The sequence below is a fragment of the Bacillus sp. FSL R5-0443 genome, from assembly GCF_038608285.1.
In the GTDB taxonomy this organism is placed as follows: Bacteria; Bacillota; Bacilli; order Bacillales; family Bacillaceae; genus Bacillus; species Bacillus velezensis.
Genome location: NZ_CP152013.1, coordinates 3899661 through 3921471, shown reverse-complemented (window position 1 = coordinate 3921471; position 21811 = coordinate 3899661). Strand labels below are relative to the sequence as shown.

At 49.7% G+C, this 21811-nt stretch carries 25 protein-coding genes; 23 read left to right on the top strand and 2 right to left on the bottom strand.

All coding sequences use genetic code 11. From position 1 onward, the window contains the following. The first annotated feature begins 11 nt into the window (after positions 1-11). The 4 genes from NYE28_RS19805 (at position 12) to NYE28_RS19790 (ending at position 4218) form a co-directional block, all read left to right on the top strand. Complete coding sequence (locus NYE28_RS19805) at positions 12-842, top strand: transcription antiterminator (RefSeq protein WP_007407705.1); 831 nt, start codon at positions 12-14, stop codon at positions 840-842. Positions 843-1060: 218 nt separating this feature from the next. Then, positions 1061-2443 (top strand): sucrose-specific PTS transporter subunit IIBC, encoded by a 1383-nt coding sequence (locus NYE28_RS19800; RefSeq protein WP_007614557.1) that lies wholly within the window; start codon positions 1061-1063, stop codon positions 2441-2443. After that, positions 2440-3879 (top strand): sucrose-6-phosphate hydrolase, encoded by a 1440-nt coding sequence (locus NYE28_RS19795; protein ID WP_337681133.1) that lies wholly within the window; start codon positions 2440-2442, stop codon positions 3877-3879. Before NYE28_RS19800 ends, NYE28_RS19795 begins: the two co-directional genes overlap by 4 nt. Before the next feature lie 63 nt (positions 3880-3942). Next, a complete protein-coding gene (locus NYE28_RS19790; protein WP_042635591.1) occupies positions 3943-4218 on the top strand; it encodes a hypothetical protein in 276 nt (91 codons plus the stop codon). A gap of 31 nt (positions 4219-4249) precedes the next feature. Here the strand turns inward: NYE28_RS19790 and NYE28_RS19785 are convergent, their stop codons facing one another. Further along, positions 4250-5062, bottom strand: coding sequence for a bifunctional hydroxymethylpyrimidine kinase/phosphomethylpyrimidine kinase (locus tag NYE28_RS19785; RefSeq protein ID WP_003150959.1), 813 nt, complete (start codon positions 5060-5062; stop codon positions 4250-4252). 149 nt (positions 5063-5211) lie between these two features. Between NYE28_RS19785 and NYE28_RS19780 the strand changes: the two genes are divergently transcribed. From NYE28_RS19780 to NYE28_RS19745, 8 genes are all read left to right on the top strand, one after another. Then, positions 5212-5550 (top strand): PadR family transcriptional regulator, encoded by a 339-nt coding sequence (locus NYE28_RS19780; RefSeq protein WP_003150960.1) that lies wholly within the window; start codon positions 5212-5214, stop codon positions 5548-5550. Next, entirely contained in the window at positions 5543-6178 is a 636-nt protein-coding gene (locus NYE28_RS19775) for a permease prefix domain 1-containing protein (RefSeq protein WP_132105616.1), read from the top strand. Before NYE28_RS19780 ends, NYE28_RS19775 begins: the two co-directional genes overlap by 8 nt. 44 nt (positions 6179-6222) lie before the next feature. Further along, a complete protein-coding gene (locus NYE28_RS19770; RefSeq protein WP_052827981.1) occupies positions 6223-6750 on the top strand; it encodes a hypothetical protein in 528 nt (175 codons plus the stop codon). Positions 6751-6834: 84 nt separating this feature from the next. Further along, positions 6835-7641: a glycosyltransferase family 2 protein gene (locus NYE28_RS19765; RefSeq protein ID WP_007407698.1), complete on the top strand. Its 807-nt coding sequence runs from the start codon at positions 6835-6837 to the stop codon at positions 7639-7641. A gap of 14 nt (positions 7642-7655) precedes the next feature. Continuing rightward, positions 7656-8339 carry a uracil-DNA glycosylase gene (locus tag NYE28_RS19760; protein WP_012118732.1) on the top strand — a complete coding sequence of 228 codons (684 nt, stop codon included), beginning with the start codon at positions 7656-7658 and terminating at the stop codon, positions 8337-8339. A gap of 59 nt (positions 8340-8398) precedes the next feature. Continuing rightward, positions 8399-8821: a YwdI family protein gene (locus NYE28_RS19755; RefSeq protein WP_015387535.1), complete on the top strand. Its 423-nt coding sequence runs from the start codon at positions 8399-8401 to the stop codon at positions 8819-8821. A gap of 18 nt (positions 8822-8839) precedes the next feature. Then, positions 8840-10159 (top strand): purine/pyrimidine permease, encoded by a 1320-nt coding sequence (locus tag NYE28_RS19750; protein ID WP_012118730.1) that lies wholly within the window; start codon positions 8840-8842, stop codon positions 10157-10159. A gap of 63 nt (positions 10160-10222) precedes the next feature. Next, a complete protein-coding gene (locus tag NYE28_RS19745) occupies positions 10223-10594 on the top strand; it encodes a DUF423 domain-containing protein (RefSeq protein ID WP_003150969.1) in 372 nt (123 codons plus the stop codon). A 46-nt stretch (positions 10595-10640) separates the two neighbouring features. On the opposite strand, the gene gerQ is transcribed toward NYE28_RS19745, so the two are convergent. Then, the gene (gerQ, locus tag NYE28_RS19740) at positions 10641-11186 is read right to left on the bottom strand and encodes a spore coat protein GerQ (RefSeq protein ID WP_007614539.1); all 546 of its coding nucleotides are present in this window, start codon (positions 11184-11186) and stop codon (positions 10641-10643) included. Between the two features lie 280 nt (positions 11187-11466). Between gerQ and NYE28_RS19735 the strand changes: the two genes are divergently transcribed. The 11 genes from NYE28_RS19735 to NYE28_RS19685 are packed head-to-tail and all read left to right on the top strand — an operon-like array spanning position 11467 to position 21618. Next, on the top strand, positions 11467-12237 hold the full coding sequence (locus NYE28_RS19735) for a glycosyltransferase family 2 protein (protein WP_015240806.1): 771 nt from the start codon (positions 11467-11469) through the stop codon (positions 12235-12237). A gap of 4 nt (positions 12238-12241) precedes the next feature. Beyond that, a complete protein-coding gene (locus tag NYE28_RS19730; protein ID WP_076424702.1) occupies positions 12242-13666 on the top strand; it encodes a CDP-glycerol glycerophosphotransferase family protein in 1425 nt (474 codons plus the stop codon). Positions 13667-13688: 22 nt separating this feature from the next. Then, positions 13689-14858, top strand: coding sequence for a DegT/DnrJ/EryC1/StrS family aminotransferase (locus NYE28_RS19725; protein WP_012118727.1), 1170 nt, complete (start codon positions 13689-13691; stop codon positions 14856-14858). Next, a complete protein-coding gene (locus NYE28_RS19720) occupies positions 14859-15722 on the top strand; it encodes a GNAT family N-acetyltransferase (RefSeq protein WP_059367570.1) in 864 nt (287 codons plus the stop codon). It abuts the gene before it with no gap. After that, complete coding sequence (locus NYE28_RS19715; RefSeq protein WP_012118725.1) at positions 15722-16843, top strand: N-acetylneuraminate synthase family protein; 1122 nt, start codon at positions 15722-15724, stop codon at positions 16841-16843. The genes NYE28_RS19720 and NYE28_RS19715 overlap by 1 nt, the downstream gene beginning before the upstream one ends. Continuing rightward, positions 16836-17576 (top strand): spore coat protein, encoded by a 741-nt coding sequence (locus NYE28_RS19710; RefSeq protein WP_168984750.1) that lies wholly within the window; start codon positions 16836-16838, stop codon positions 17574-17576. Before NYE28_RS19715 ends, NYE28_RS19710 begins: the two co-directional genes overlap by 8 nt. 1 nt (position 17577) lies before the next feature. Next, positions 17578-18582 (top strand): glycosyltransferase, encoded by a 1005-nt coding sequence (locus NYE28_RS19705; RefSeq protein ID WP_160242399.1) that lies wholly within the window; start codon positions 17578-17580, stop codon positions 18580-18582. A gap of 27 nt (positions 18583-18609) precedes the next feature. After that, a complete protein-coding gene (locus tag NYE28_RS19700) occupies positions 18610-19347 on the top strand; it encodes a sugar phosphate nucleotidyltransferase (protein ID WP_012118722.1) in 738 nt (245 codons plus the stop codon). Between the two features lie 2 nt (positions 19348-19349). Then, on the top strand, positions 19350-20297 hold the full coding sequence (gene rfbB, locus NYE28_RS19695) for a dTDP-glucose 4,6-dehydratase (protein WP_160242398.1): 948 nt from the start codon (positions 19350-19352) through the stop codon (positions 20295-20297). 20 nt (positions 20298-20317) lie between these two features. Beyond that, positions 20318-21166, top strand: coding sequence for a dTDP-4-dehydrorhamnose reductase (rfbD, locus tag NYE28_RS19690; protein ID WP_160242397.1), 849 nt, complete (start codon positions 20318-20320; stop codon positions 21164-21166). Then, entirely contained in the window at positions 21163-21618 is a 456-nt protein-coding gene (locus tag NYE28_RS19685) for a dTDP-4-dehydrorhamnose 3,5-epimerase family protein (protein WP_003150986.1), read from the top strand. The genes rfbD and NYE28_RS19685 overlap by 4 nt, the downstream gene beginning before the upstream one ends. Positions 21619-21811 lie beyond the last annotated feature (193 nt).

Below are 21811 nucleotides of genomic sequence, written 5' to 3'. Positions count from 1 at the left end.
GAGCGAACCTCTTGAGAATAGACAAAGTATTAAATAACAATGCGGCGTTAATAAAAGAAGACGGACGGGAAAAGATCGTAATGGGTCCGGGAATCGCTTTTCAAAAGAGAAAAAATGATGTGATTCAAAAACATAAAATTGAAAAAATATTTGTCGTGCACGACGAAAATGAAAAGTTCAAACAAGTGTTAGAAACGCTTCCCGAAGAGCATATAGAGGCGGCTGAAGATATCATCAGCCATGCGGAGGGAGAGCTTGCGGCACCTTTGAGCGATCACATCCACATTGCGCTGGCGGACCATTTATCCTTTGCGATCGAAAGGATTCAAAACGGCCTTCAGGTGCATAACCGATTGCTTCATGAAATTAAGGCGCTTTATAAAAAAGAATATGAGATCGGCCGCTGGGCGGTTGAACACGTGAAACAAACCCTCGGTATATCATTGCCTGATGATGAGGCGGGGTATATCGCGCTTCATATCCACACTGCCAAGGCGGATGCCAAAAGCATGTATTCGGCGATGAAGCATACAACCATGATCAAAGAAATGATCGAAAAGATCGAATCCTTTTTCGAACAGAAGGTGGATGAAGACAGTATTTCCTATCAGCGCCTCGTCACGCACTTACGGTATGCGGTCAGCCGGTTGGACTCAAATGAAGCACTCCATTCCATGGACGAGGAGATGCTTTATTTCATCCAAAAAAAGTATCCGTTTGCTTATCGGTGTGCGCTTGAACTGGCGGCGTTTTTAAAAACTGAATATGATTTGGAACTGCCGGAATCCGAGGCCGGCTATATCACGCTGCATGTCCAGCGTCTGCAAAAAAACCCGGAATAACGCGTCTGTTTCGAGAAACAGACTTTTTTTTTGAAAACATATTGACGAAAGCGCTATCATGGAATAGAATGAAAGCGCATTAAAAAACTGAATCCGGCGGGATTGTGACTGGTAATGCAGGCAAGACCTAAAATTTGCGTACATGAAAAAGGGATTATGCTGACCTTTTTCGTTGGCGAATTTTAGGTCTTTTTTGATTTTAGAAAGGGGGATACATCATGAATTATCAAGAAACGGCAAAACAGCTTATCAAACATATCGGAGGGGAATCAAATATCATCAGCGCGACACATTGCGCGACGCGGCTCAGGCTCGTCATTCAAGATGAACAGAAGATCAGCCAGGCCGGCATTGAAGAAATAGAAGGCGTAAAAGGGGCTTTCAGCAGCTCGGGGCAATATCAGATTATATTCGGCACCGGCCTTGTGAATAAAGTGTATGACGCTTTTTCAAAAGAAGCCGATTTGGGGCGGGAGGATCGTGAGACACATCAGGACGCAGCGAAAAAAAAGCTGAATCCGGCCGCAAGATTTGCGAAGACACTGTCTAACATATTCGTTCCCATCATTCCGGCTATCGTGGCAAGCGGACTTTTAATGGGGCTGCTTGGCATGATGAAGGCTTTTCACTGGGTGTCTGAACAATCGTCACTGTTTAAGCTTTTAGACATGTTTTCAAGCGCGGCGTTTATCTTCCTGCCCGTATTCATCGGGTTCAGCGCGGCGAAGGAATTTGGCGGTAATGCCTATCTCGGTGCCGTGCTCGGGGGAATTATGATCCATCCGGCGCTTTTGAATCCATGGGGGCTTGCGGATGCATCGCCTGATTTTATGCAGCTCTTCGGCTTCGACATTGCGCTGCTCGGCTACCAAGGGACGGTCATCCCCGTACTGTTAGCCGTTTACATTATGAGCAAAGTGGAAAAGGGCACGAGAAAAATTGTGCCTCACGCATTCGATTTATTGGTCACGCCGTTTGTCACGGTGATTGTCACAGGATTTATCACCTTTATCGCAATCGGTCCGCTTGGCAGGGCGATCGGATCAGGCATTACCGTCTCGCTGACATATGTGTATGATCATGCGGGAATTGTTGCCGGACTGCTTTTCGGCGGTCTTTATCCGCTTATTGTGCTTACCGGTGTGCATCACAGCTTTCATGCGATTGAGGCCGGCCTCATCGCTGATTTGGGCAGAAACTATATCCTTCCTATCTGGTCGATGGCGAATGTCGCTCAGGGTGCGGCGGGACTGGCTGTATTTTTCCTGACGAAAAAAGCGAAAATGAAAGAAATCGCTCTGCCGGCCGCATTTTCCGCTTTTCTCGGTGTAACCGAACCAGTCATTTTCGGTGTGAACCTAAGGTACCGTAAGCCGTTTATCGCGGGAATGATTGGCGGAGCGCTGGGAGGAGCCTATGTCGTGGTGACCGGCGTCGCCGCCAATGCCTACGGTCTGACCGGAATTCCGATGATTGCCATCACGGCTCCGCTCGGTTTAGGAAATCTTATAAACTATCTGATCGGAATGGGCATCGCCTCTGTCTCGGCGTTTATTGCCGCTTACATTATGGGAGCTAAAGAAAAGGAGGCCGTCAAATGAGGACACCGGATCAAGAGCTGCGCCTGCAGGCTGAGGAAGCGAAAAAGAAGCGGGGAGAAACAGCCGCGTCAGATCCATACCGCCAGAACTATCATATTATGGCGCCGGTCGGGCTTTTAAATGATCCGAACGGCGTGATCCAATGGAACGGCGTATATCACTTGTTTTTTCAATGGCAGCCATTTCATACGGGGCATGGCGCGAAATTTTGGGCGCATGTGACGACGAAGGATTTCGTTGAGTGGAAAGAGGAAGAAATCGCGCTTGCGCCGGGTGAGTGGTATGACAAAAACGGCTGTTATTCCGGAAGCGCCATCGAAAAAGACGGGCGGCTCTGCCTGATGTACACAGGCAATGTCCGTGACGGAGAAGGCAATCGGGAAACGTATCAATGCCTCGCCGTATCCGAAGACGGGATCGTATTTGAAAAAAAAGGAGTTGTCGCGCGTCTCCCGGCAGGCTATACCGCTCATTTCCGTGATCCGAAGGTTTGGAAGAAAGACGGAGCGTATTACATGGTGCTTGGCGCGCAGACAGAAAAGCTCACCGGAAGCGCTGTGTTGTTCACATCAGAGAACTTGACGGATTGGACGTTTCTCGGTGCGATTGCGGGGGCGGACTCCGGCGGTCTCGGGTCAGTCGGCTATATGTGGGAATGTCCCGACCTGTTTTCCCTTGACGGAACCGACGTGCTGCTCGTATGTCCGCAGGGGCTTGAAGCCGACGGGATAGAATATCATAACAGCCACCAGGCGGGCTATTTCCTCGGCAGGCTGCATACAGAGCCGCCAGAATTTAAGCACGGTGAATTTACGGAGCTTGACAGAGGATTTGATTTTTACGCGGCGCAGACGCTGGAAGATGATAAGGGACGGAGAATTCTGTTCGCGTGGATGGGCGTTCCGGATCAGCATGAGGACAAACATCCGACCCATGCGTATCACTGGATTCACTGCTTAACGATGCCGAGACAGCTGTCACTGTCCAACGGCAGAATCATACAGCGCCCGCTTTCGGAAATGAAATCACGCCGCACGGATGAACAAAAGCACCGTCTTCAATTGAATTGCTCGTCTGTAAGCCTCCCGGTGAAAGATGCGTCCCGGGCTGAAGTGCTGCTGGAGGACATCACTTGCGAATCTGGTTTTGAAATCTCAATTCGGGGCGCAGCCCGGTTTATATTTCATCAGGAAGAGGGGCTGGCTGTGCTGGAGCGCACCGCTTTCAGCGGAGAAGAAAAAGAAAAGAGAAGCTGCGCCATCAGCGAGGTGCATTCCGTGCAGCTCTTTCTGGATGCATCCTCGATTGAATTGTTTTTGAATGATGGAGAAGAGGTATTCAGCGCCAGATATTTTCCTTTCCCGGGAAATGATGACGTAACCGTCACTTCGGCAGGAAAAACGGAAATAAATGGCTCAATTTGGACACTTTTGTAGAAAATCGTTCTTTTTTCTTATGTGAAACCTATGCCATCTGTGCTATTCTTCAAACGAAAGCCAATGATTCCAGGAATAAAAGGAGTTGTTTTCTCAGTTTTGAAAAATCAGAAGATGACGCCGAAATGTTTACTTGTCAAAGCCGCAGAGCAAGTGGAAGATAAGCGGGAAGAATATAAAGAAGTATTGCTTCAGCTGAATCGCATGCTCAAGAGAGCTGAGCCGCACAATGAATGGAGTGATCGGCTGATGCATACATATGAACAGATGAAGGAATATGCGCTGTTTGTGCAGTCTATTGAGATGTTTTTGCGGTCATCCGCGAAAAAAATGAAATAATCCCCCTCGGGTAATGAGGGGGATATTTATTTTATTTTCCGCTAAGACGCATCGCCGAATGTTTAGTCGGTCCGATGTATTGGTTCAGCGGGAAGGATTCTTTGATTGCCGCGGTGATAAATTCTTTTGCCGCATAGATGGCTTCCTTCACTTCAGCGCCTTTGGCCAGTTCTGCCGTCACGGCGGCGGAGAATGTGCATCCGGCTCCGTGCGTGTAAGGTGTATCAATCATTTCGCTTTCTAATACTTCCGCGGTTTCTCCGTCATACAGCACGTCGATCGCTTTTTCATGTTTCAATTTGCCTCCGCCTGTAATCAATACATATTTCGCGCCGAGTTCGTGAATTTTCTTGGCCGCTTCTTTCATGTCTTCCACCGTTTTTAATTCATCCATACCGCTCAGCTGGCTTGCTTCAAACAGGTTTGGCGTGATGACGGTTGCCAGAGGCGCCAATTGGGTGCGAAGCGCTTCGGCATGCTCCGGATACAGCACTTCGTTCGCTCCTTTGCAGACCATGACAGGATCGATAACGACATTCTTCAGCTGTTTTTCTTTAATCGTTTTCGCCGCAAGCTCTATGATCTCCACGGTAGGGAGCATTCCCGTTTTCATGGCGTCTACGCCGATTCCGTCAACAATCGTCGCCAGCTGTGCGCGAATCGTATCGGCATCGATCGGAAATACTTGATGATCCCAGCTGTTCTCCGGGTCCATCGCTACGATCACGGTCAAAGCCGTCATTCCGTATACGTTTTTTTCTTGAAATGTTTTTAAATCGGCCTGAATTCCCGCGCCGCCGCTGGAATCAGAACCGGCAATAGTAAGTGCTTTGTGCATTGACATATCAATGGCCTCCATCAGTGTTTTATATCTCATTATAGTTAGATTTTCTTCCGATCACAATACGGAAGGCTTGGAGGAATGATTTGACAGCCGCGGAGGATGTGCGTACAATACCTACATAAGATTACTAGGTAAGGGTGAGAAAATAAATGCTCAACAGGGAGCTTGTAAAGGGAAGCACGGTCATTCTGGTGCTGACGCTGCTGAATGAACGGCCCATGTACGGGTATGAACTTGTGAAAGAAATGGAGAAAAGAAGCGGGAATGAACTGCAAATGAAGGAAGGCACGCTGTACCCATCGCTTCATAAGCTTGAACGCCAAAGCTATATTTCTTCTTACTGGGAAAAGCAGACCAAAGGGCCGGACCGAAAATATTACCGGATCACCGATGAAGGAAAAAACATTCTAGCCGAACGGACGAAGGAATGGAATCTGTTCTCTGCTCTGATGGACCGGATGCTGAAGCGGGGCGGGCAGAATGGATAAAGACCTTTATGTGCAGGAAATCAGAAAAGGGCTGGAAGGCAAGGCCGGAAGCCGTGAATTATTAAAAGAAATCGAAAGCCATATTCATCATGCCATTTGTGATCATCTGGAAAAAGGCAAAACCGAAAGCGAAGCGATGGCGCTTATTCTGCGGGAAGTAGGGACTCCGTCTGAGATTATCTCTGCTTTTCAAAAAGCTTCGGCGGTGCCCGCGCGGACTTTTATGCTCTTTTATCTGTTCTGCAACTGCGGTCTTTTTGTGATGGGGGCGATGATTACGATGATGCACGCGTGGAGGATTCATCCCGCTGTTGACGCGCTGTGGAAAGGGATTTCCGTGTCAGTATGGCTGATTATGATCGGTTATGTGCTGTATTGGTTCCAAATCGGCTATCAAGCTGGCAAAGAGTTCGGGGCTGGCGGCAAAAAGCTTGCTGAGCGGACGGTATGGGCTTCAATGGTGCCGAATCTATGTTTTATGTTTGTCTTTTTGTTCAATCTGGTTCCGGCTGGGCTGTTTCCTTCGGCGGTCACACCGAGTTTTGCGGCAGTATGCGCCGTTGTGACGGTATGTTTTCCGTTTTGCGGCAAATTAGGTTTTTACGCAGGCAGGCAGAGGCTTGCCTGATCTTTTTCACTATATACATAGGGAATCTATATAGGGGTGTTAAAATGAGATTAGGTTCGTGGATGTACGGCGCGTGCGCCCAAATAGCCGTTACCGTATTTACCGTCTGCGGCTTGGTTCTTGCATTGCCCGTTGTAAGTCTTTTTATTATGGTTCTGAATGGGATGCAAGACGCTATTTTTGTTGTTTTCAGTATTTTGCTTCTTCTATTATTTTATGCGCTGGGATGGATTTGGGCCGTTTCGTTTGCGCGTGAGTGGAAGGTGAAACTTTTCGAGCTGCAGATCAGTTCGCTCATTCCGCTGGCGGGTATATTATACTTGTACATTGACAGCGGGGTGAGTATACCGGAACTGATTCATGATTGGAATGAGGATGGATGTGCGCTTGTCCCGCCGGCTTTTGTCTGTTTATGCACATGCTATGCGATGGTGTTGGTGCCTGTTTATCAATCAAAACTTTGGAACGCCATGGAGGCGGGCAGACTTAATGCCAAGGCGGTATGCACTGTTTGGGGAGACCTTCTGATCATTCTCGTTTTGCTGGCGGGCATGACCTGGATTTGTTTCTGAATGGGCCGAAATCAAAAATCCCCCCTGATCTCTCCGCCGCTTTATGTTTTAATAGAACATGAGAAAAAGCAGAAGGAGCGGGTCATGAATATATCAATTGTCATAGTCACGTATAACCGGATTCCGGCTTTGTGTGAACTGCTGGAGTCGATTTCCATGCAGACCATAAAGCCTTATGAAGTGATCATTGTAAATGATGCCGGAGAATCGGTCGAACAAGCGAAGCAGCTGTACAGCGATCTGCCGATTCAGATTATTGATTTAGAACAGAATGCCGGACATGTGGAAGCTCGGAACGCAGGTGTGAAAAAAGCGTCGGGTGATTGTATCATGCTGTGCGATGATGATGATTTCATTACGCCGGGCCATTTGGAAAGAATGGCGGCTGCACTTGCTGATGCGGATTTTGTCCATTCTGACGCGGAAATTGTGTCATTTGAAGAACGGGGCGGCACGAGATACCCGGTGTCACGAAAGCCTTTCGCCTATACGGCGGATTATGCGGATATGCGGGTATTTTCCACGTACGTTCCGTCAGGCAGCATGTACAGGCGTTCTCTGCATGACACGTTAGGGTATTTTGATCCGGATGTCCATAATTATTGGGACTGGGACTTTTATTTGCGCGCCGCAAAACAGCACCGTGTGAAGCGTGTTCCTTGCGCGAGCGTCATATATGCGTTTTTTGAGGGAGGCGGCAATCAGTCCGCGGATCTCGGCGGCAAACGGAAGAGGTACTTAGACCGGTTAAGCGAAAAGCACGGGCTTGGGGAGCTCCCGACGAAAAACTTCGCGGTTCTTCTTGAAGAGCCGGACATGAAGAGGCGGGAGGCGCCGACTGACATTGTGTGGGACGGAAAGCCCGTCCATTCAAGACTGCACAGTTCATAAGGGGGACGGACAGTTTGAAGCAGCTTTTAAAAGACAGCTGGTGGAATCAGCTGAAAGATGAATTTGACAAACCGTATTATCAAGAGCTGAGAGAAATGCTGAAACAAGAATACAGCAGCCAAACGATTTATCCTGACAGCCATGATATTTTTAACGCCTTGCATTATACGCCCTATGAGGATGTAAAAGCGGTCATTCTCGGACAGGACCCGTATCACGGGCCAGGACAGGCGCACGGGCTTAGTTTTTCCGTTCAGCCCGGGGTCAGGCAGCCGCCGTCTTTGAAAAATATTTTCATAGAGCTTCAGGACGATATCGGCTGCTCCGTACCGAACCACGGATCGCTCGTCAGCTGGGCGAAGCAGGGAGTGCTTTTGTTAAACACAGTGCTTACGGTTCGCCGCGGTCAGGCCAATTCCCACAAAGGCAAGGGATGGGAGCGGCTCACTGACCGCATCATTGATGTGGTGAATGAAAGAGAGAAGCCGATTGTCTTTATCCTATGGGGGCGTCACGCGCAGATGAAAAAAGAGCGCATTGACACATCGAAACACATTATTATTGAATCGACTCATCCGAGCCCGTTTTCGGCAAGGAACGGTTTTTTCGGGAGCAGACCGTTTTCCCGTACAAACGCCGCCCTTGAAAAAATGGGGGAGCAGCCGATCGATTGGTGCATCCCCGACCTGCCGCAATAAACGGTTTTTTTGAGGCGCTTCCGCCCGGCGGAAGCGTCTTTTTTGACGTTCAGGGCGGTATGCCGTCAGAAAAAATAACAAACTCAATTCTGCGATTCGCTCAGAAATTTGATAAAATGCAGGAAGAAGACAAATTACTGCTGGAGGATTTACTCATGAACATACATATCTCTGCTTTGATTCAGAAGATGGAAGAAGAACTGAGGCAGGCGAAAACGGCGACCCGCACCGAGGAGGTCAAAATGCACGCGGCCGCCATCCGCTCTCTGTGTGATGTCGTGCTCGGCACTCAGACGCACACCGCTCCGGCGCCTGTGCAGAATCCGATTCCGAAAGCGGCGCCGAAACCTTCCGCGTCTCCTTCGACAGACCCGCTGCTGCTTGAAAAAATGATGGGCAGCGCCGGGCTGAACCAATATCAGAAAAAAGCGAAAGACGAACGTGAGGAAGACGGAAACGGGGATTCCATTTTCGATTTTTAACAGGAGAGGTTGATTGACTTGAAACTGATACTCGGGGGTTTGCAATGGACGGCATTTATGATTGCGGCTGCGATTGTAGTTCCTGTCGCCATCGCACAATCATTTCACTTGAACCATGCCGATTCTGCCGCATTGATTCAGAGCACATTTTTTGTGCTTGGCGTCGCCGCGGTCATCCAATGTCTCCAGGGACATCGTCTGCCGATTAATGAAAGCCCGGCAGGTTTATGGTGGGGCGTATACACGATTTACGGCGGACTGACTGGCACGGTGTTCGCGACATTCGGCGAGACGCTGCGGGCGCTGCAGGGGGCGCTGTTATTAAGCGCTGTCTTTTTCTTTTTGTTCAGTCTTTTTAAAGTGATTGAACGGCTGGCCGTGCTGTTTACGCCGGTTGTGACCGGTGTGTATCTGCTGCTGTTGGTCATGCAGCTGAGTCAGCCGATTGTGAAAGGCCTTTTGGGCATCGGCTATTTAAAAAACAGCGTCGACGGCCTTGTATTCGGGCTCGCCATGGTTGTGACGGCGGCGATGTTCATCATGTCCCGATCGAATGTTACGTTCTTAAGACAGTATGCGATTCTCCTTTCGCTTGCCGGCGGATGGATCTTATTCGCCGTCTTCGGCGCTGCCAAACCGATTCAAATACCGGACCGCGTGATTCAGCTGCCGGCTCTTTTTCCGTTTGGAAAACCCGTGTTTGACAGCGGCCTGATTATTACGTCACTCTTCATTACCGTGCTTTTGATTGTCAACATGCTCGCGAGCATCCGGGTTGTAGAAGCGGCGGTGAAAAAATTCGGCGGCACCGTCGGGAAACGGCGTGAGCGTCCGGCTGGGTTTGCGGCTTCGATCAGCCACCTTTTGAGCGGACTGTCAGGGGGCATTGCGCCTGTGCCGATTTCAGGGGCGGCCGGTTTTATTGAGACGACGAAGCTTCCTTCGAAAAAGCCGTTTCTTTTGGGAAGTGTATTTGTCGTGATCATCAGTATGATTCCGCTATTTATGAATGCGTTTGCGAGTCTGCCCTCACCGGTCGGCTTTGCGGTAAACTTCGTCGTTTTCTCCACGATGGCCGGTCTCGCCTTTACGGAGTTTGACTCTTATGAGAGAGAGGAGCAAAAACGAATCCGCTCCATTATCGGTCTGGCGCTCCTGACGGGGGTCGGTGTAATGTTTGTGCCGGAGAGCGCGTTATCGGGGATGCATCCGATCCTGATTTCGCTCTTAAGCAACGGTCTTGTGCTCGGAACGCTGCTGGCGATAGCGATTGACCGAATCCAGCTTATCAAAAAGAAAAAATCCGACAATCTCGTGTCATCGGACGGCGGACGTTGAATTTTGCCGATGTTGGGTTATGATTGAATTGGAAACTTTAACGAAAAGGCGGGAGAAAAATAGATGAAAGTGTTTATTATTCTTGGTGCGATTAACGCTTTATTGGCCGTGGCGCTGGGCGCTTTCGGCGCGCATGGGCTTGAAGGGAAAATCCCCGATAAATATTTGCAGGTGTGGCACACAGGCGTGCAATATCATATGTATCACGCGCTCGGTCTTCTGGCTGTCGCGTTTTTGGCCGAAAAGCTTTCTGGCGCAGGCAGTGTTTCTGTTGCGGGCTGGCTGATGTTTGCGGGCATCGTTCTGTTTTCAGGAAGCCTGTACGTATTGAGCGTGACGCAGATTTCCATTCTCGGCGCGATTACACCGCTCGGCGGCGTGGCGTTTATCATCTCTTGGATTATGATTATCGTCGCGGCCGTCAAATATTTATAAAGAAAAAAAGCCAATCCTCTGTCAAGTGAGCGATTGGCTTTTTGATTTATCTCGGAGAATAAGAAGACATGGAGTACGGATAAGTATAAGCGATTTCCTCATCAAACGTGATGTAATCAAGGTAAATGGTCAGAAGCAGATAGCGGGTGCCCGTTTTCGGATCGCTGATGATGATATGGTCACGTCCCGCCGCCTGAATCACACCGCGGAAAATCTTTGAATTCCATTCTTTGCTGTTTTCAAATGTCATATAAATCGTCGCCGTTTTGCCCCGGTTCAACCGCAGAATATTTTCAATGTATGACTCTTCAATCGGCAGCATGCCGGGAACGTTTTGTGACGATGATGGGCCTGACGGAATCTGAAAGCTGCCGCCGCCCTGCTGCTGCGGCTGGCCGGGGAACCCCCCGCCGAAGCTCTGCTGGCCTTGCTGCATCGGCATTGTCATTTGCTGCTGCATCGGCATCATTTGTGATCCTTGGCCCTGAGGCTGCGGATAAGGATTAGGCCCGAGCTGCGGCTGGTATCCTTGCATATCCATTCCCATCCCCATCCCCTGCATTTGCTGATATTGATTCTTTTTCGGTTTCATATTGTTCCTCCTTTGATGAAAACCTCTTGATGCTGAAACCTCCTGACAAGTATCAGACAGCCGACAGAGCGGCTGCTGTTTTTATCTATTCCACCATATGAGCCCAAAGAAAGATTTATGCGAAAAAAGAAAATACGCTCCAATGAGTCCGGGCATCAGAGCCGGCTTTTTTTGTGCGCGCAATGCTGACTTTTCACATAATAGTCTGTATTCCTAGCGCATCTTCCGCATAAGGAACATATGATAGCGGTAGTTTCAGGTGCGAAAAGGGGGTGACGAGTTGCCTAAAGTGTCAGTGATCATGACGAGCTATAACAAAAGTGACTATGTGGCCCGCTCTATTAAAAGTATTCTGTCTCAGACGTTTACGGACTTTGAGCTGTTCATTATGGATGACAACTCAAATGAAGCGACATTGGCGGAAATACGTCCTTTTCTCACGGATGACCGCATCCGGTTTTATCAAAGCGATGTATCGGGCGTCAAAGAAAGAACGGAAAAAACACGCTACGCCGCCTTGATTAATCAGGCAATAGAAATGGCGGAGGGCGAGTACGTGACGTATGCGACCGACGACAACACGTATGTGCCGGAACGGCTTGAGAAAATGGTGAAAGAGCTTGATGAAGACCCGGAAAAAGCCGTCGTGTATTCAAGTTCCAAAACCTATCATTTGAATCAGCGGAAAGAGACGGTGAAGGAGACGGCCAGGCCCGCCGAACGGATCGTGTGGAACGCGCCGTGCGCCATTGACCATTGTTCGGTCATGCACCGGTTTTCCGTGCTGGAACAGGTCAAATCGGCATTCGGTTCCTATTGGGATGAAAGCCCCGCGTTTTACCGGATCGGTGACGCCCGTTTCTTCTGGAGAGTGAATCATTTTTATCCGTTTTACCCGATTTCTGAGGAGCTTGATATCAATTATATTACCGATCAATCCATCCATTATCAGCTTTTCGCGGCGGAGAAAAACGAGTTTGTGAACAGCCTTCCGCAGCAGACCACGTGCCGGGAGCTGAGGGAATCATTAAAAAAGCTTGGAAAGGGGTGAGGGCTTGTCGGCATACTTAGCGAACTATTGGGTGCTGTACCGGCAGTATATTGACCTTTTTCAGTCACTTCGCTACAAAGACATCCCGCTCGCATTGATCAGTAATTTTTATCAATATATCAGTCCGGCGCTTCGGGAGAGCATGGAGCAGAACCCAGAGCTTTTCGGTCCGGCTGATCAGCATATTCCTGAAGCCGGTATACAGCCATATTATGATCAAAAAAGGCAAAACATTAAGAAAACAGATGAGAAACCGGTAAACGGAAAAGTCATTCTGCATTTCGATCATCTTCGGTTCACCGAGGGAAACTACCGGCAGTTTGACCCGGCAAAAACAGCGGTACTGGCCAGATGGAGTCTGCCTGACCATTACGGGCTGCCCGTTATCTGCAAATTGGAGCTGACGGGAATGGGGCAAAAAGGGAACCCCGTCCCTTATATTGAAAAAGCCCATTCCATTTTGAAAGAGCTTCACAGCCATCCCGCTTTCGGAAACAGAGAATTTCAGGAACGTTTGTATAAAGACATCCCGTTATTTATTGAAGCGATTGACGCCATTGATATTTTGTTTACGGCCGAAAAGATTTCCGCCGTTGTAGTCGGCACGACGGAGGATATTTACAGCCGTGTGCTGGCGCTGATGTCCGCGAAAAAAAACGCCGTCAGCATCTGTCTTCAGCACGGAGCGCTCATGGGAGATGAAGCGTTTCTGCCCGTATTTACGGACTATCAGGCCGTATTCGGGGTTTATGAAGCGGAGTGGTATAAAGCAAAAGGCTGCAGGGATGAACAAATCATCATCACGGGGCATCCCCGTTTCGACGAGATTTTCTCAAGAGAGCCGATAGATCAGGACACGTTTTACCGCAAACTTTCTTTTCTCCCGTCACAGCGGACGGTGCTGATCGCCACGCAGCCGTTTTCTGATGAATTTTATACGGGCGTGCTTGAAGAGCTTGCCGGCCAAAAGAACATGCAGCTCATTATTAAACCGCATCCATGGGAAATCGGCAAAAACAAGCTGGATGCTTACAATCAGGTGCTGCGGAAATATAAAGCAGGCAAAATCATCAAAAAAGAGATGGAGCTGTATGATATTCTCCCGTATGTTGACGCTGCGGTGACACAGACATCAACGGTCGGTCTTGAAGCGATGCTGTTTCAAAAGCCCGTGCTGATCGGAAAATCAGCGGGAACCCGCAGATACCCTTATTATCACTCACTTGGAGAATTTGTCTTTGAGGACCCGCAGGCACTCGCTCAGGAATTAATCCGGATATGCGAAAGCCCCGCAGAATATCAAAAAGCGGAACAGGCGCGCCGTGCTTTTGTCGCCGCGAACTACCCGGTTCAGGATTCGCTTGCCGCTTTATGCCAAGTGCTTCAGGAAAAAACCGGAGTCAGCTTCAGACGGGTTGACCCTTCATAAAAAAGATAGGAGCGCAAAGAAAATGGTGCAAAAAAGATCAGCTTTTCTTCCCTATTCATTGCCCATGATCGGGAAGGACGAAATTCAGGAGGTTATTGATACGCTTGAATCGGGCTGGCTTTCAAAGGGACCGAAAGTAGAGGCGTTTGAAAAAGCCTTTGCCGCCTGGACGGGGGCAAAGCACGCGATCGCGCTGAACTCATGTACCGCCGCTTTGTTTTTGGCCCTGAAGGCGAAAGGGATCGGTCCCGGCGACGAGGTCATCACTTCTGCCGTGACGTTCAGTTCAACAGCCAATACAATCGTGCACACAGGCGCCGTTCCGGTGTTTGTTGACATCGATCCGCTTACGCTGAATGCAGACCCTGAAAAAATTGAGGCGGCCGTCACCCCGCGGACAAAGGCGATTGTACCCGTTCATTTCGCCGGCCAGTCGTGTGATATGGATCAGATTCTGGCCATTGCCGAAAAGCATCAGTTATTTGTCTTAGAGGATGCCGCACATGCCGTGTATACCACTTACAAACAGAAAATGATCGGATCAATCGGTGATGCGACGGCATTCAGCTTCTACGCGACAAAAAACCTGGCAACCGGTGAAGGCGGCATGCTGACGACGGACGATGACGGGCTTGCCGATCAGATCAGGGTGCTCAGCCTTCACGGCATGAGCAAAGGCGCGTGGAACCGCTATTCTTCAAACGGAAGCTGGTACTACGAGGTCGAAACGCCCGGCTATAAAATGAATATGTTTGATCTTCAGGCAGCGCTTGGGCTTCATCAGCTGAAACGGATTGACAGCATGCAGCAAAGAAGAGCCGACATTGCGAGCCGCTACCAGGACGCCTTCAGACACATGAAAGGGCTGACCATCCCGCATGTCAGTGATGACGGGCGGCATGCATGGCATCTGTATGTTCTTCAAATAGAGGAGCAGGAGGCCGGGGTCAGCCGGAACGATCTGATTTCTGCTTTAAAAGACCAATATAATATCGGCACAAGTGTTCATTTTATTCCGGTTCCGTTCCATCCGTATTATCAAAAAACGTACGGGTATAAGGAAACTGACTTTCCGGCCGCGGCCGCGTATTATCACCGCACCGTGTCACTCCCTCTTTATCCGTCAATGACAGATGACGACGTTGAATACGTCATTGCAGCCGTTACGGATATCGTCAAAGGGGCTGATTAGGTGTACAGACTGAGGGAAAATCTTGCGCAGGACATGATTCATACCTTCCTGCATCAGAAGGGCATCCAGCCGGAAGCCTATGAATCGTCGCTCTGTTTATTGGGAGAAAACAGCCTTCAAGGCGTGATTTTATATGAAAACTCTTCGTGGGAAAGTCAATTGTTCCGAAAAAATATCATCAATGTGAAGCTTGCAGCCGCAAACAGCGCCGGACAGCTCAAAAGGCTGTTTCAGGAATTTTACGCGGCAAGGCGGGCGGCAGGCACTGATTTTATATTTATTAAAATACCGGCTGAAGATATCGGCGCGATGCAGGTCGTTCAGCAGCTTCCGAACGCTTATTTTGTAGGGAGTCTGCTCAAGCTCGTCAGTCCGGTGCGTGTATATAACAGCACGCCGCCGTTTGAGATTACAGAAGCCGGACCCGGCGACACGGAAGCGATCAGCCGGCTGGCCCGCGACGCCTTTACAAAAAGCAGGTATTACCAAGACCCCCATCTCAGCTATGAAAGTGCAAACCGCCTGTTTGAAGAGTGGGCGCGGAATAATGCGGAAGGCAGAGCTTCGTTACAATTCGCCGCCACATATAAGGGAGAGACTGTGGGCTTTGTTCAGGGGCTGTCTAAAGGCGATGAATTCGTCCTTGATCTGATGGCGGTAAAGCCGGGATTTGAAGGAAAGGGAGCGGGATTCCATTTAGCGGCGCACGTGATTGAACAATCATTGCGCTTTCAGCATAAGACTGTATCAGCGGGAACGCAGCTCCACAATGTAAGAGCCATCCGCCTGTATGAAAGAATGGGATTTAAAGCGGATGCGTCCTATTACTACTATCATGTGTGGCCCGGGAAGGAGGCGGACTGATGGCATCATGCCAAATCGGAACGAAGTCAATCGGCGAAGGTTCGCCCGTATTCATCATCGCCGAAGCCGGAATTAATCATGACGGAAAACTGAGCCAGGCGTTTGAATTGATAGATGCGGCCAGTGAGGCCGGCGCGGACGCGGTCAAGTTCCAAATGTTTCAGGCTGACAAAATGTATCAGAAAGACCCCGGCTTGTACAAAACCGCTGCGGGAAAAAACGTCTCTATTTTTTCTTTGGTGCAATCAATGGAAATGCCCGCCGAGTGGATCGAACCGCTGCTTGAATATTGTAAGAAAAAAGGCGTGCTGTTTTTAAGCACGGTATGTGACGAAGGCTCTGCCGACTTACTGTATGCGACTTCCCCTTCAGCCTTTAAAATCGCCTCCTACGAGCTGAACCATCTGCCGTTATTGAAATATGTCGCGGGGCTGAAGACACCGATTATTTTTTCCACCGCTGGCGCTGATATTTCAGATATTCAGGAGGCTTATCAAACCATTACCGGCGAGGGGAACACAGAAATTGCGATCATGCATTGTGTGGCGAAATATCCCGCGCCGCCTGAATACAGCAATCTGAGCGTCATTCCCATGCTTGCCGCCGCATTCCCGGATGCTGTGATCGGTTTCTCCGATCACAGCGCCCATCCGTATGATGTGCCGTGCGCGGCTGTCAGGCTCGGAGCGAAACTGATTGAAAAGCATTTTACGATCGATAAAAACCTGCCCGGTGCTGATCACTCCTTCGCCCTCAATCCGGATGAATTAAAAGAAATGGTTGCGGCGATCCGCTCAGTTGAAGCGGAGCTGCGGCAGGGGCATCACGCTCCGGTGCCGGAAGTGCTGTCGGGAAGTTCCCATAAAACGACGACACCGATTGAAGGGGATATCAGAAGGTTCGCTTACAGAGGCATTTTTTCAACAGCGCCGATTCAAAAAGGCGAATGTTTTACGGCGGAAAACCTTGCCGTCCTTCGTCCCGGCCAAAAACCGCAGGGGCTCCACCCGAGATATTTTGAGCTTTTAACTGACGGCGCGCGTGCGGTCAGGGATATCCCCGCCGACACGGGCATCACTTGGGATGACCTTTTGACGAAAGGCAGCCCATATGATGACTGACATTTTGTTTATCATTCAGGCGCGGATGGGAAGCGGGCGTCTTCCCGGTAAAGTGCTGAAACCGATCGGCGGGTATACGATCCTCGATATGATTGTCAAAAGGGTTCGGCAAAGCGCGTATTATGATCAATCGCGGGATAATCTGATCGTCGCCTCGTCTGACAGCAAGACCGACGACATTCTGTCTGCGCACTGCATCAGCAAGAACTACCGTGTGCACCGCGGCAGCGAGCAGCGCGTGCTTGACCGGTTTGCACAAGTCATCGAACAAGTTAAACCGGACATCGCAGTCAGACTGACGGGGGATAACCCGTTTGTCGACCCTTCGCTGCTTGATTTTCTGATTCAATCGCATTTAGATCAGCACGCAGACTACACGTATATTTGCGGTACACCGCTCGGCATCGGCGGCGAGGCGGTAAACGCGCGCCTTTTAACGGAGATCAATGCCGACAAAACGCTGGCGGACAAATACCAGGAGCATGTCACGCTTTTAATAAGAGAATCTCCTGGGAAGTACCGGCTTCTCTTTCCTGAGCCTCCGCAGGAACTCCGGGCTCCTCACTTGCGGATGACCGTCGATACAGAAGAGGACTACAGGCTGGCCCGCGAGCTGTACGTAAAAGCGGGCTCGCGTCCTGATATTCCGGCAAAAGAATTGATCCATCTGCTGAATAGTGATCCGGAGCTCAGGGCCATTAATCAAATGATCCGGCAAAAAGAGGCTGATTAGCATGCGGATTTTGATTTTCGCGGACGGGGGCCGTGACATCGGCATGGGGCACGCGGTCCGGATGAAGCTGCTTGCCGGTGCCATTAAGAACAATTGCTCAATAACGTTCTGCACAAATAAAGAGGCTTCTTCTTATCTGTCTTCTGATCAATGGGAAGTGATCATCAAGCCTGACAAGGGACAGAAGGAATTTATTGTCCGGGAAATAAACAGGCAGGCTCCTGACCTTCTCATATTCGATCTGCTCGATATGCCGTGTGACTGGTTAGAGGAAGTCAAAAAGCATTCATCGGCACGCATCGTCTTATTTGAAGAAAAACGGGAACATGTCATTCATTTATGCGATGCCGTTATAAACGGCATTTACGGCGGGCTGAAAAGCCGGACGGTCCAAATGGGCAGCGCCGCTGTATATGAAGGCCCGGAATATATGATTCTTCATCCGGGTTTTGAAAAAGCCAAACAGCTCTATCAGCTGAGAAAAGAATGCCGGACCATATTGGTCTCATTAGGAGGAAGCGACCCGAAGAAGCTTGTCTTTAAAGTGATGGAAGCATGCCGCCGCATCCCCGACATTCATCGAAAACGAGTGATCATCGTCATGGGCGGCGCCGCGCCTCATGCTGACGACGTGCGCGCGCATCTTACACAAATGCCTTATGCCGAAATGGTAAGGCAGACAAATGACATGGCCGCGCTTCTTTCGAGGGCTGATATGGCCGTCGTGTCCGGCGGGATCACTTTATATGAAACCATTTGTACAGGTGTGCCCTGCATCGTACTTTCTCAAGTGGAGCATCAAACTGAGACGGCGGAAAAATTCGCCGCACGGGGGGCCGCCGTTCATCTCGGCCTTGGTGAATGCATATCACCGGACGTTCTCGCACGGCATATGTCTGACATGGCCGCTGATTATCCGCTGCGGACCGGACTTCATCAAAACGGAAAGCCGCTGGTTGACGGCAGGGGCATCAAACGGGCTGCGGCGATTCTTTATGATTTGTGATAAAACCACACGTAAGGAAGTGTTCATGTGAAAGGTGTTATCTTAGCCGGAGGCACCGGCTCACGCCTTATGCCGCTGACAAAAGCGGTCAATAAGCATTTACTCCCTGTCGGTCCATATCCGATGATTTACTGGTCGGTCATGAAGCTGGAAGAAGCGGGGATTACAGATATCTTGCTGATTACGCAAAAAGAATATATTCCGCAATTTCATAAACTTCTCGAAACCGGAGAAGAGCTCGGCGTCTCAATCACATATCAGGTTCAGCCCGCCGCATCCGGCATATCCGACGGTTTATCATACGCAAAGCGGTTTACCGGGCGCGATCCGTTCGTTCTGCTTTTGGGAGATAATATTTTTGAAGATTCATTAAAACCTTATACGGAGCGTTTCGCAAAGCAGGGAAAAGGAGCGAAAGTGCTGCTGAAAGAAGTGGACGATCCGGAGCGCTTCGGCATCGCCGAGATTGATGAGAAAAACAAACGGATCAAGTCGATCATTGAAAAGCCGGAGCAGCCGCCGACCAGACTATGCGTCACAGGGATCTACATGTACGACGCAGAAGTGTTTTCCTATATTGAACAAATTTCCCCTTCAAAACGCGGCGAACTGGAAATTACGGATGTCAATAATTTATACATTGAACACAGTGAGCTGACGTATGATGTGTTAACGGGCTGGTGGGTGGATGCGGGTACGCATGAATCGCTCTACCTCGCCGGAAGCCTGGCGCATCAGGCATTACAGAAAGGACAGGAGCATTAATCATGCCAAAATCATATTTAATTACAGGGGGCGCCGGATTTATCGGCCTTACCTTTACAAAGATGATGCTGAAAGAAACGGACGCGCAGATTACCGTCCTGGATAATCTCACGTATGCAAGCAGGCCGCTTGAAATAGAAGCCTTGAAAAAGAACGGCCGTTTCCGTTTTATCAAAGGTGACATTTCTGAAAAAGAGGACATTGACAAAGTCTTTTCCCAAATGTATGACGCTGTCATTCATTTTGCGGCTGAATCCCATGTGGACAGAAGCATAAATCAGGCAGAGCCGTTTATCACAACAAATGTGATGGGCACATACCGACTGGCGGACGCGGTGTTACAGGGAAAAGCCGGCAGGCTGATTCACATTTCCACAGATGAGGTGTACGGAGATTTGGCGCCGGATGATCCCGCTTTTACGGAGACGACGCCGCTTTCTCCGAACAATCCGTATTCGGCCAGCAAGGCAAGCTCAGACCTGCTCGTCATGTCTTACGTGAGAACCCATAAGCTTCCTGCCATCATTACAAGATGCAGCAACAATTACGGGCCGTACCAGCATCACGAGAAAATGATTCCGACCATTATCAGGCATGCCGTAAACGGCACGCCGATTCCGCTGTACGGCGACGGGATGCAGATCAGAGACTGGCTGTTTGCCGAAGATCATTGCCGCGCCATTAAGCTCGTGCTGGAAAAAGGAACACTCGGTGACATTTACAATATCGGCGGAGGAAATGAACGGACGAATAAAGAGCTTGCGTCATTTATCATGAAGGAGCTCGGTGTCGAGGAACGGTTTGCTCATGTCGAAGACAGAAAAGGGCATGACCGCCGTTACGCCATCAATGCCTCAAAGCTGAAAAATGAGCTGGGCTGGCGGCAGGACGTCACATTTGAAGAAGGAATGAGAAGAACCATTCGCTGGTATACAGACAGCCAAGACTAATCGGAAAGAAGGGGATCCGATTGACGAAGGTATTAGTAACCGGAGCGGCCGGCCAGCTGGGGCGGGAGTTATGCCGTCAGCTGAAGCGGGAAGGGTATGAAGTGATCGCCTTGACAAAAGCGATGATGAACATATCCGACCAGCGTTCGGTGCGGCACTCGTTCAGCCATTACAAGCCGGATATCGTCGTCAATACGGCGGCATACACCTCCGTTGACAAATGTGAAACGGAGCTCGACAAAGCGTATTTAATAAACGGAATCGGCGCTTATTATGCCGCGCTTGAGGCTGAAAACACCGGCGCGAAATTCATTCACATCAGCACCGATTACGTCTTCAGCGGCAAAGGAACACGGCCATACCAGACCGATGATCCCGCAGATCCGGGCACGATTTATGGAAAAAGCAAAAAACTCGGCGAAGAACTGATCCGGTTAACGGGGAAAAACCACACCATTATCAGAACATCGTGGGTGTACGGCAGCGGCGGGCACAACTTTGTCAATACGATGCTGAAACTTGCGGATACACATGATCAGGTGCGTGTCGTTAACGATCAAGTCGGAGCGCCGACGTACACAAAAGATTTAGCCGAAACGGTGATCGGTCTGTTTGACAGGCCGCCGGGCTTATACCATGCCGCAAACAGCGGAGTGTGCAGCTGGTATGAATTTGCCAAGGCTATTTATGAAGAAAGCGGCAGAACCGCCGCCGTGCTGCCCGTCACGACGGAGGAATACGGAAATGAGACGCCGCGCCCCGCTTACTCGGTGTTGAGTCTTGAGTCGATTGAACGGCAGGGGCTCGGGATGAGGCATTGGCGGGAAGCGCTGCATGATTATTTACAAAGGGAGGGACAGTGCAAGTGATCGAAGGCGTAAAAATCAAAAAGCTGATCAAACACAGCGATGACCGGGGTTTTTTCTCAGAACTCGTCCGTGACGATGAACATCTCTTAGAGCGTTTCGGGCAGGCTTCCTGGTCCAAAAGCTATCCCGGCGTCATTAAAGCATTTCACTATCATGAGAAACAGGATGACCTATGGTTTTTTCCGACGGGCCACGCCCAGGTCGTGCTGCATGACCTTCGCGAAGAGTCGGCAACCAAGGGAGAAACGGATGTCTACTACATGGGAGAAGACAATCCGATGCTCCTTCTCATTCCCAAAGGCGTCGCACACGGGTACAGAGTGCTGGGCGAAACCCCGCTGACCATTATTTATTTCACGACAATGTCCTACAATCCGGATCAGCCTGACGAAAAAAGAATCCCGTGGAATGATGACACCATCGGATTTGACTGGCAGACGGCTCACCGATAGCGCACAAGACGAAGACAGCGGATGTCTTCGTTTTTGTGTTTTTATTGACTTTGATATGAGTGGAGCCAGTGAATAAGATACGACCGCCCACTATATCATGATTGCTGGCCTGAAGAGCAATTTCATCAAAAATGTCTTGGAAGATGGCGGTCAGTTAGGGACCTGAAATTTAAGAGATCCTCCCTTTCTTCTC

Excerpts from the sequence above, each read along its gene's own strand:
- NYE28_RS19800 (WP_007614557.1), top strand. The coding sequence starts at position 1,061 with ATGAATTATCAAGAAACGGCAAAACAGCTTATCAAACATATCGGAGGG.
- NYE28_RS19795 (WP_337681133.1), top strand. The coding sequence starts at position 2,440 with ATGAGGACACCGGATCAAGAGCTGCGCCTGCAGGCTGAGGAAGCGAAA.
- NYE28_RS19790 (WP_042635591.1), top strand. The coding sequence starts at position 3,943 with ATGATTCCAGGAATAAAAGGAGTTGTTTTCTCAGTTTTGAAAAATCAG.
- NYE28_RS19785 (WP_003150959.1), bottom strand. The coding sequence starts at position 5,062 with ATGTCAATGCACAAAGCACTTACTATTGCCGGTTCTGATTCCAGCGGC.
- NYE28_RS19780 (WP_003150960.1), top strand. The coding sequence starts at position 5,212 with ATGCTCAACAGGGAGCTTGTAAAGGGAAGCACGGTCATTCTGGTGCTG.
- NYE28_RS19775 (WP_132105616.1), top strand. The coding sequence starts at position 5,543 with ATGGATAAAGACCTTTATGTGCAGGAAATCAGAAAAGGGCTGGAAGGC.
- NYE28_RS19770 (WP_052827981.1), top strand. The coding sequence starts at position 6,223 with ATGAGATTAGGTTCGTGGATGTACGGCGCGTGCGCCCAAATAGCCGTT.
- NYE28_RS19765 (WP_007407698.1), top strand. The coding sequence starts at position 6,835 with ATGAATATATCAATTGTCATAGTCACGTATAACCGGATTCCGGCTTTG.
- NYE28_RS19755 (WP_015387535.1), top strand. The coding sequence starts at position 8,399 with ATGCCGTCAGAAAAAATAACAAACTCAATTCTGCGATTCGCTCAGAAA.
- NYE28_RS19745 (WP_003150969.1), top strand. The coding sequence starts at position 10,223 with ATGAAAGTGTTTATTATTCTTGGTGCGATTAACGCTTTATTGGCCGTG.
- gerQ (WP_007614539.1), bottom strand. The coding sequence starts at position 11,186 with ATGAAACCGAAAAAGAATCAATATCAGCAAATGCAGGGGATGGGGATG.
- NYE28_RS19725 (WP_012118727.1), top strand. The coding sequence starts at position 13,689 with ATGGTGCAAAAAAGATCAGCTTTTCTTCCCTATTCATTGCCCATGATC.
- NYE28_RS19715 (WP_012118725.1), top strand. The coding sequence starts at position 15,722 with ATGGCATCATGCCAAATCGGAACGAAGTCAATCGGCGAAGGTTCGCCC.
- NYE28_RS19710 (WP_168984750.1), top strand. The coding sequence starts at position 16,836 with ATGACTGACATTTTGTTTATCATTCAGGCGCGGATGGGAAGCGGGCGT.
- NYE28_RS19705 (WP_160242399.1), top strand. The coding sequence starts at position 17,578 with ATGCGGATTTTGATTTTCGCGGACGGGGGCCGTGACATCGGCATGGGG.
- rfbB (WP_160242398.1), top strand. The coding sequence starts at position 19,350 with ATGCCAAAATCATATTTAATTACAGGGGGCGCCGGATTTATCGGCCTT.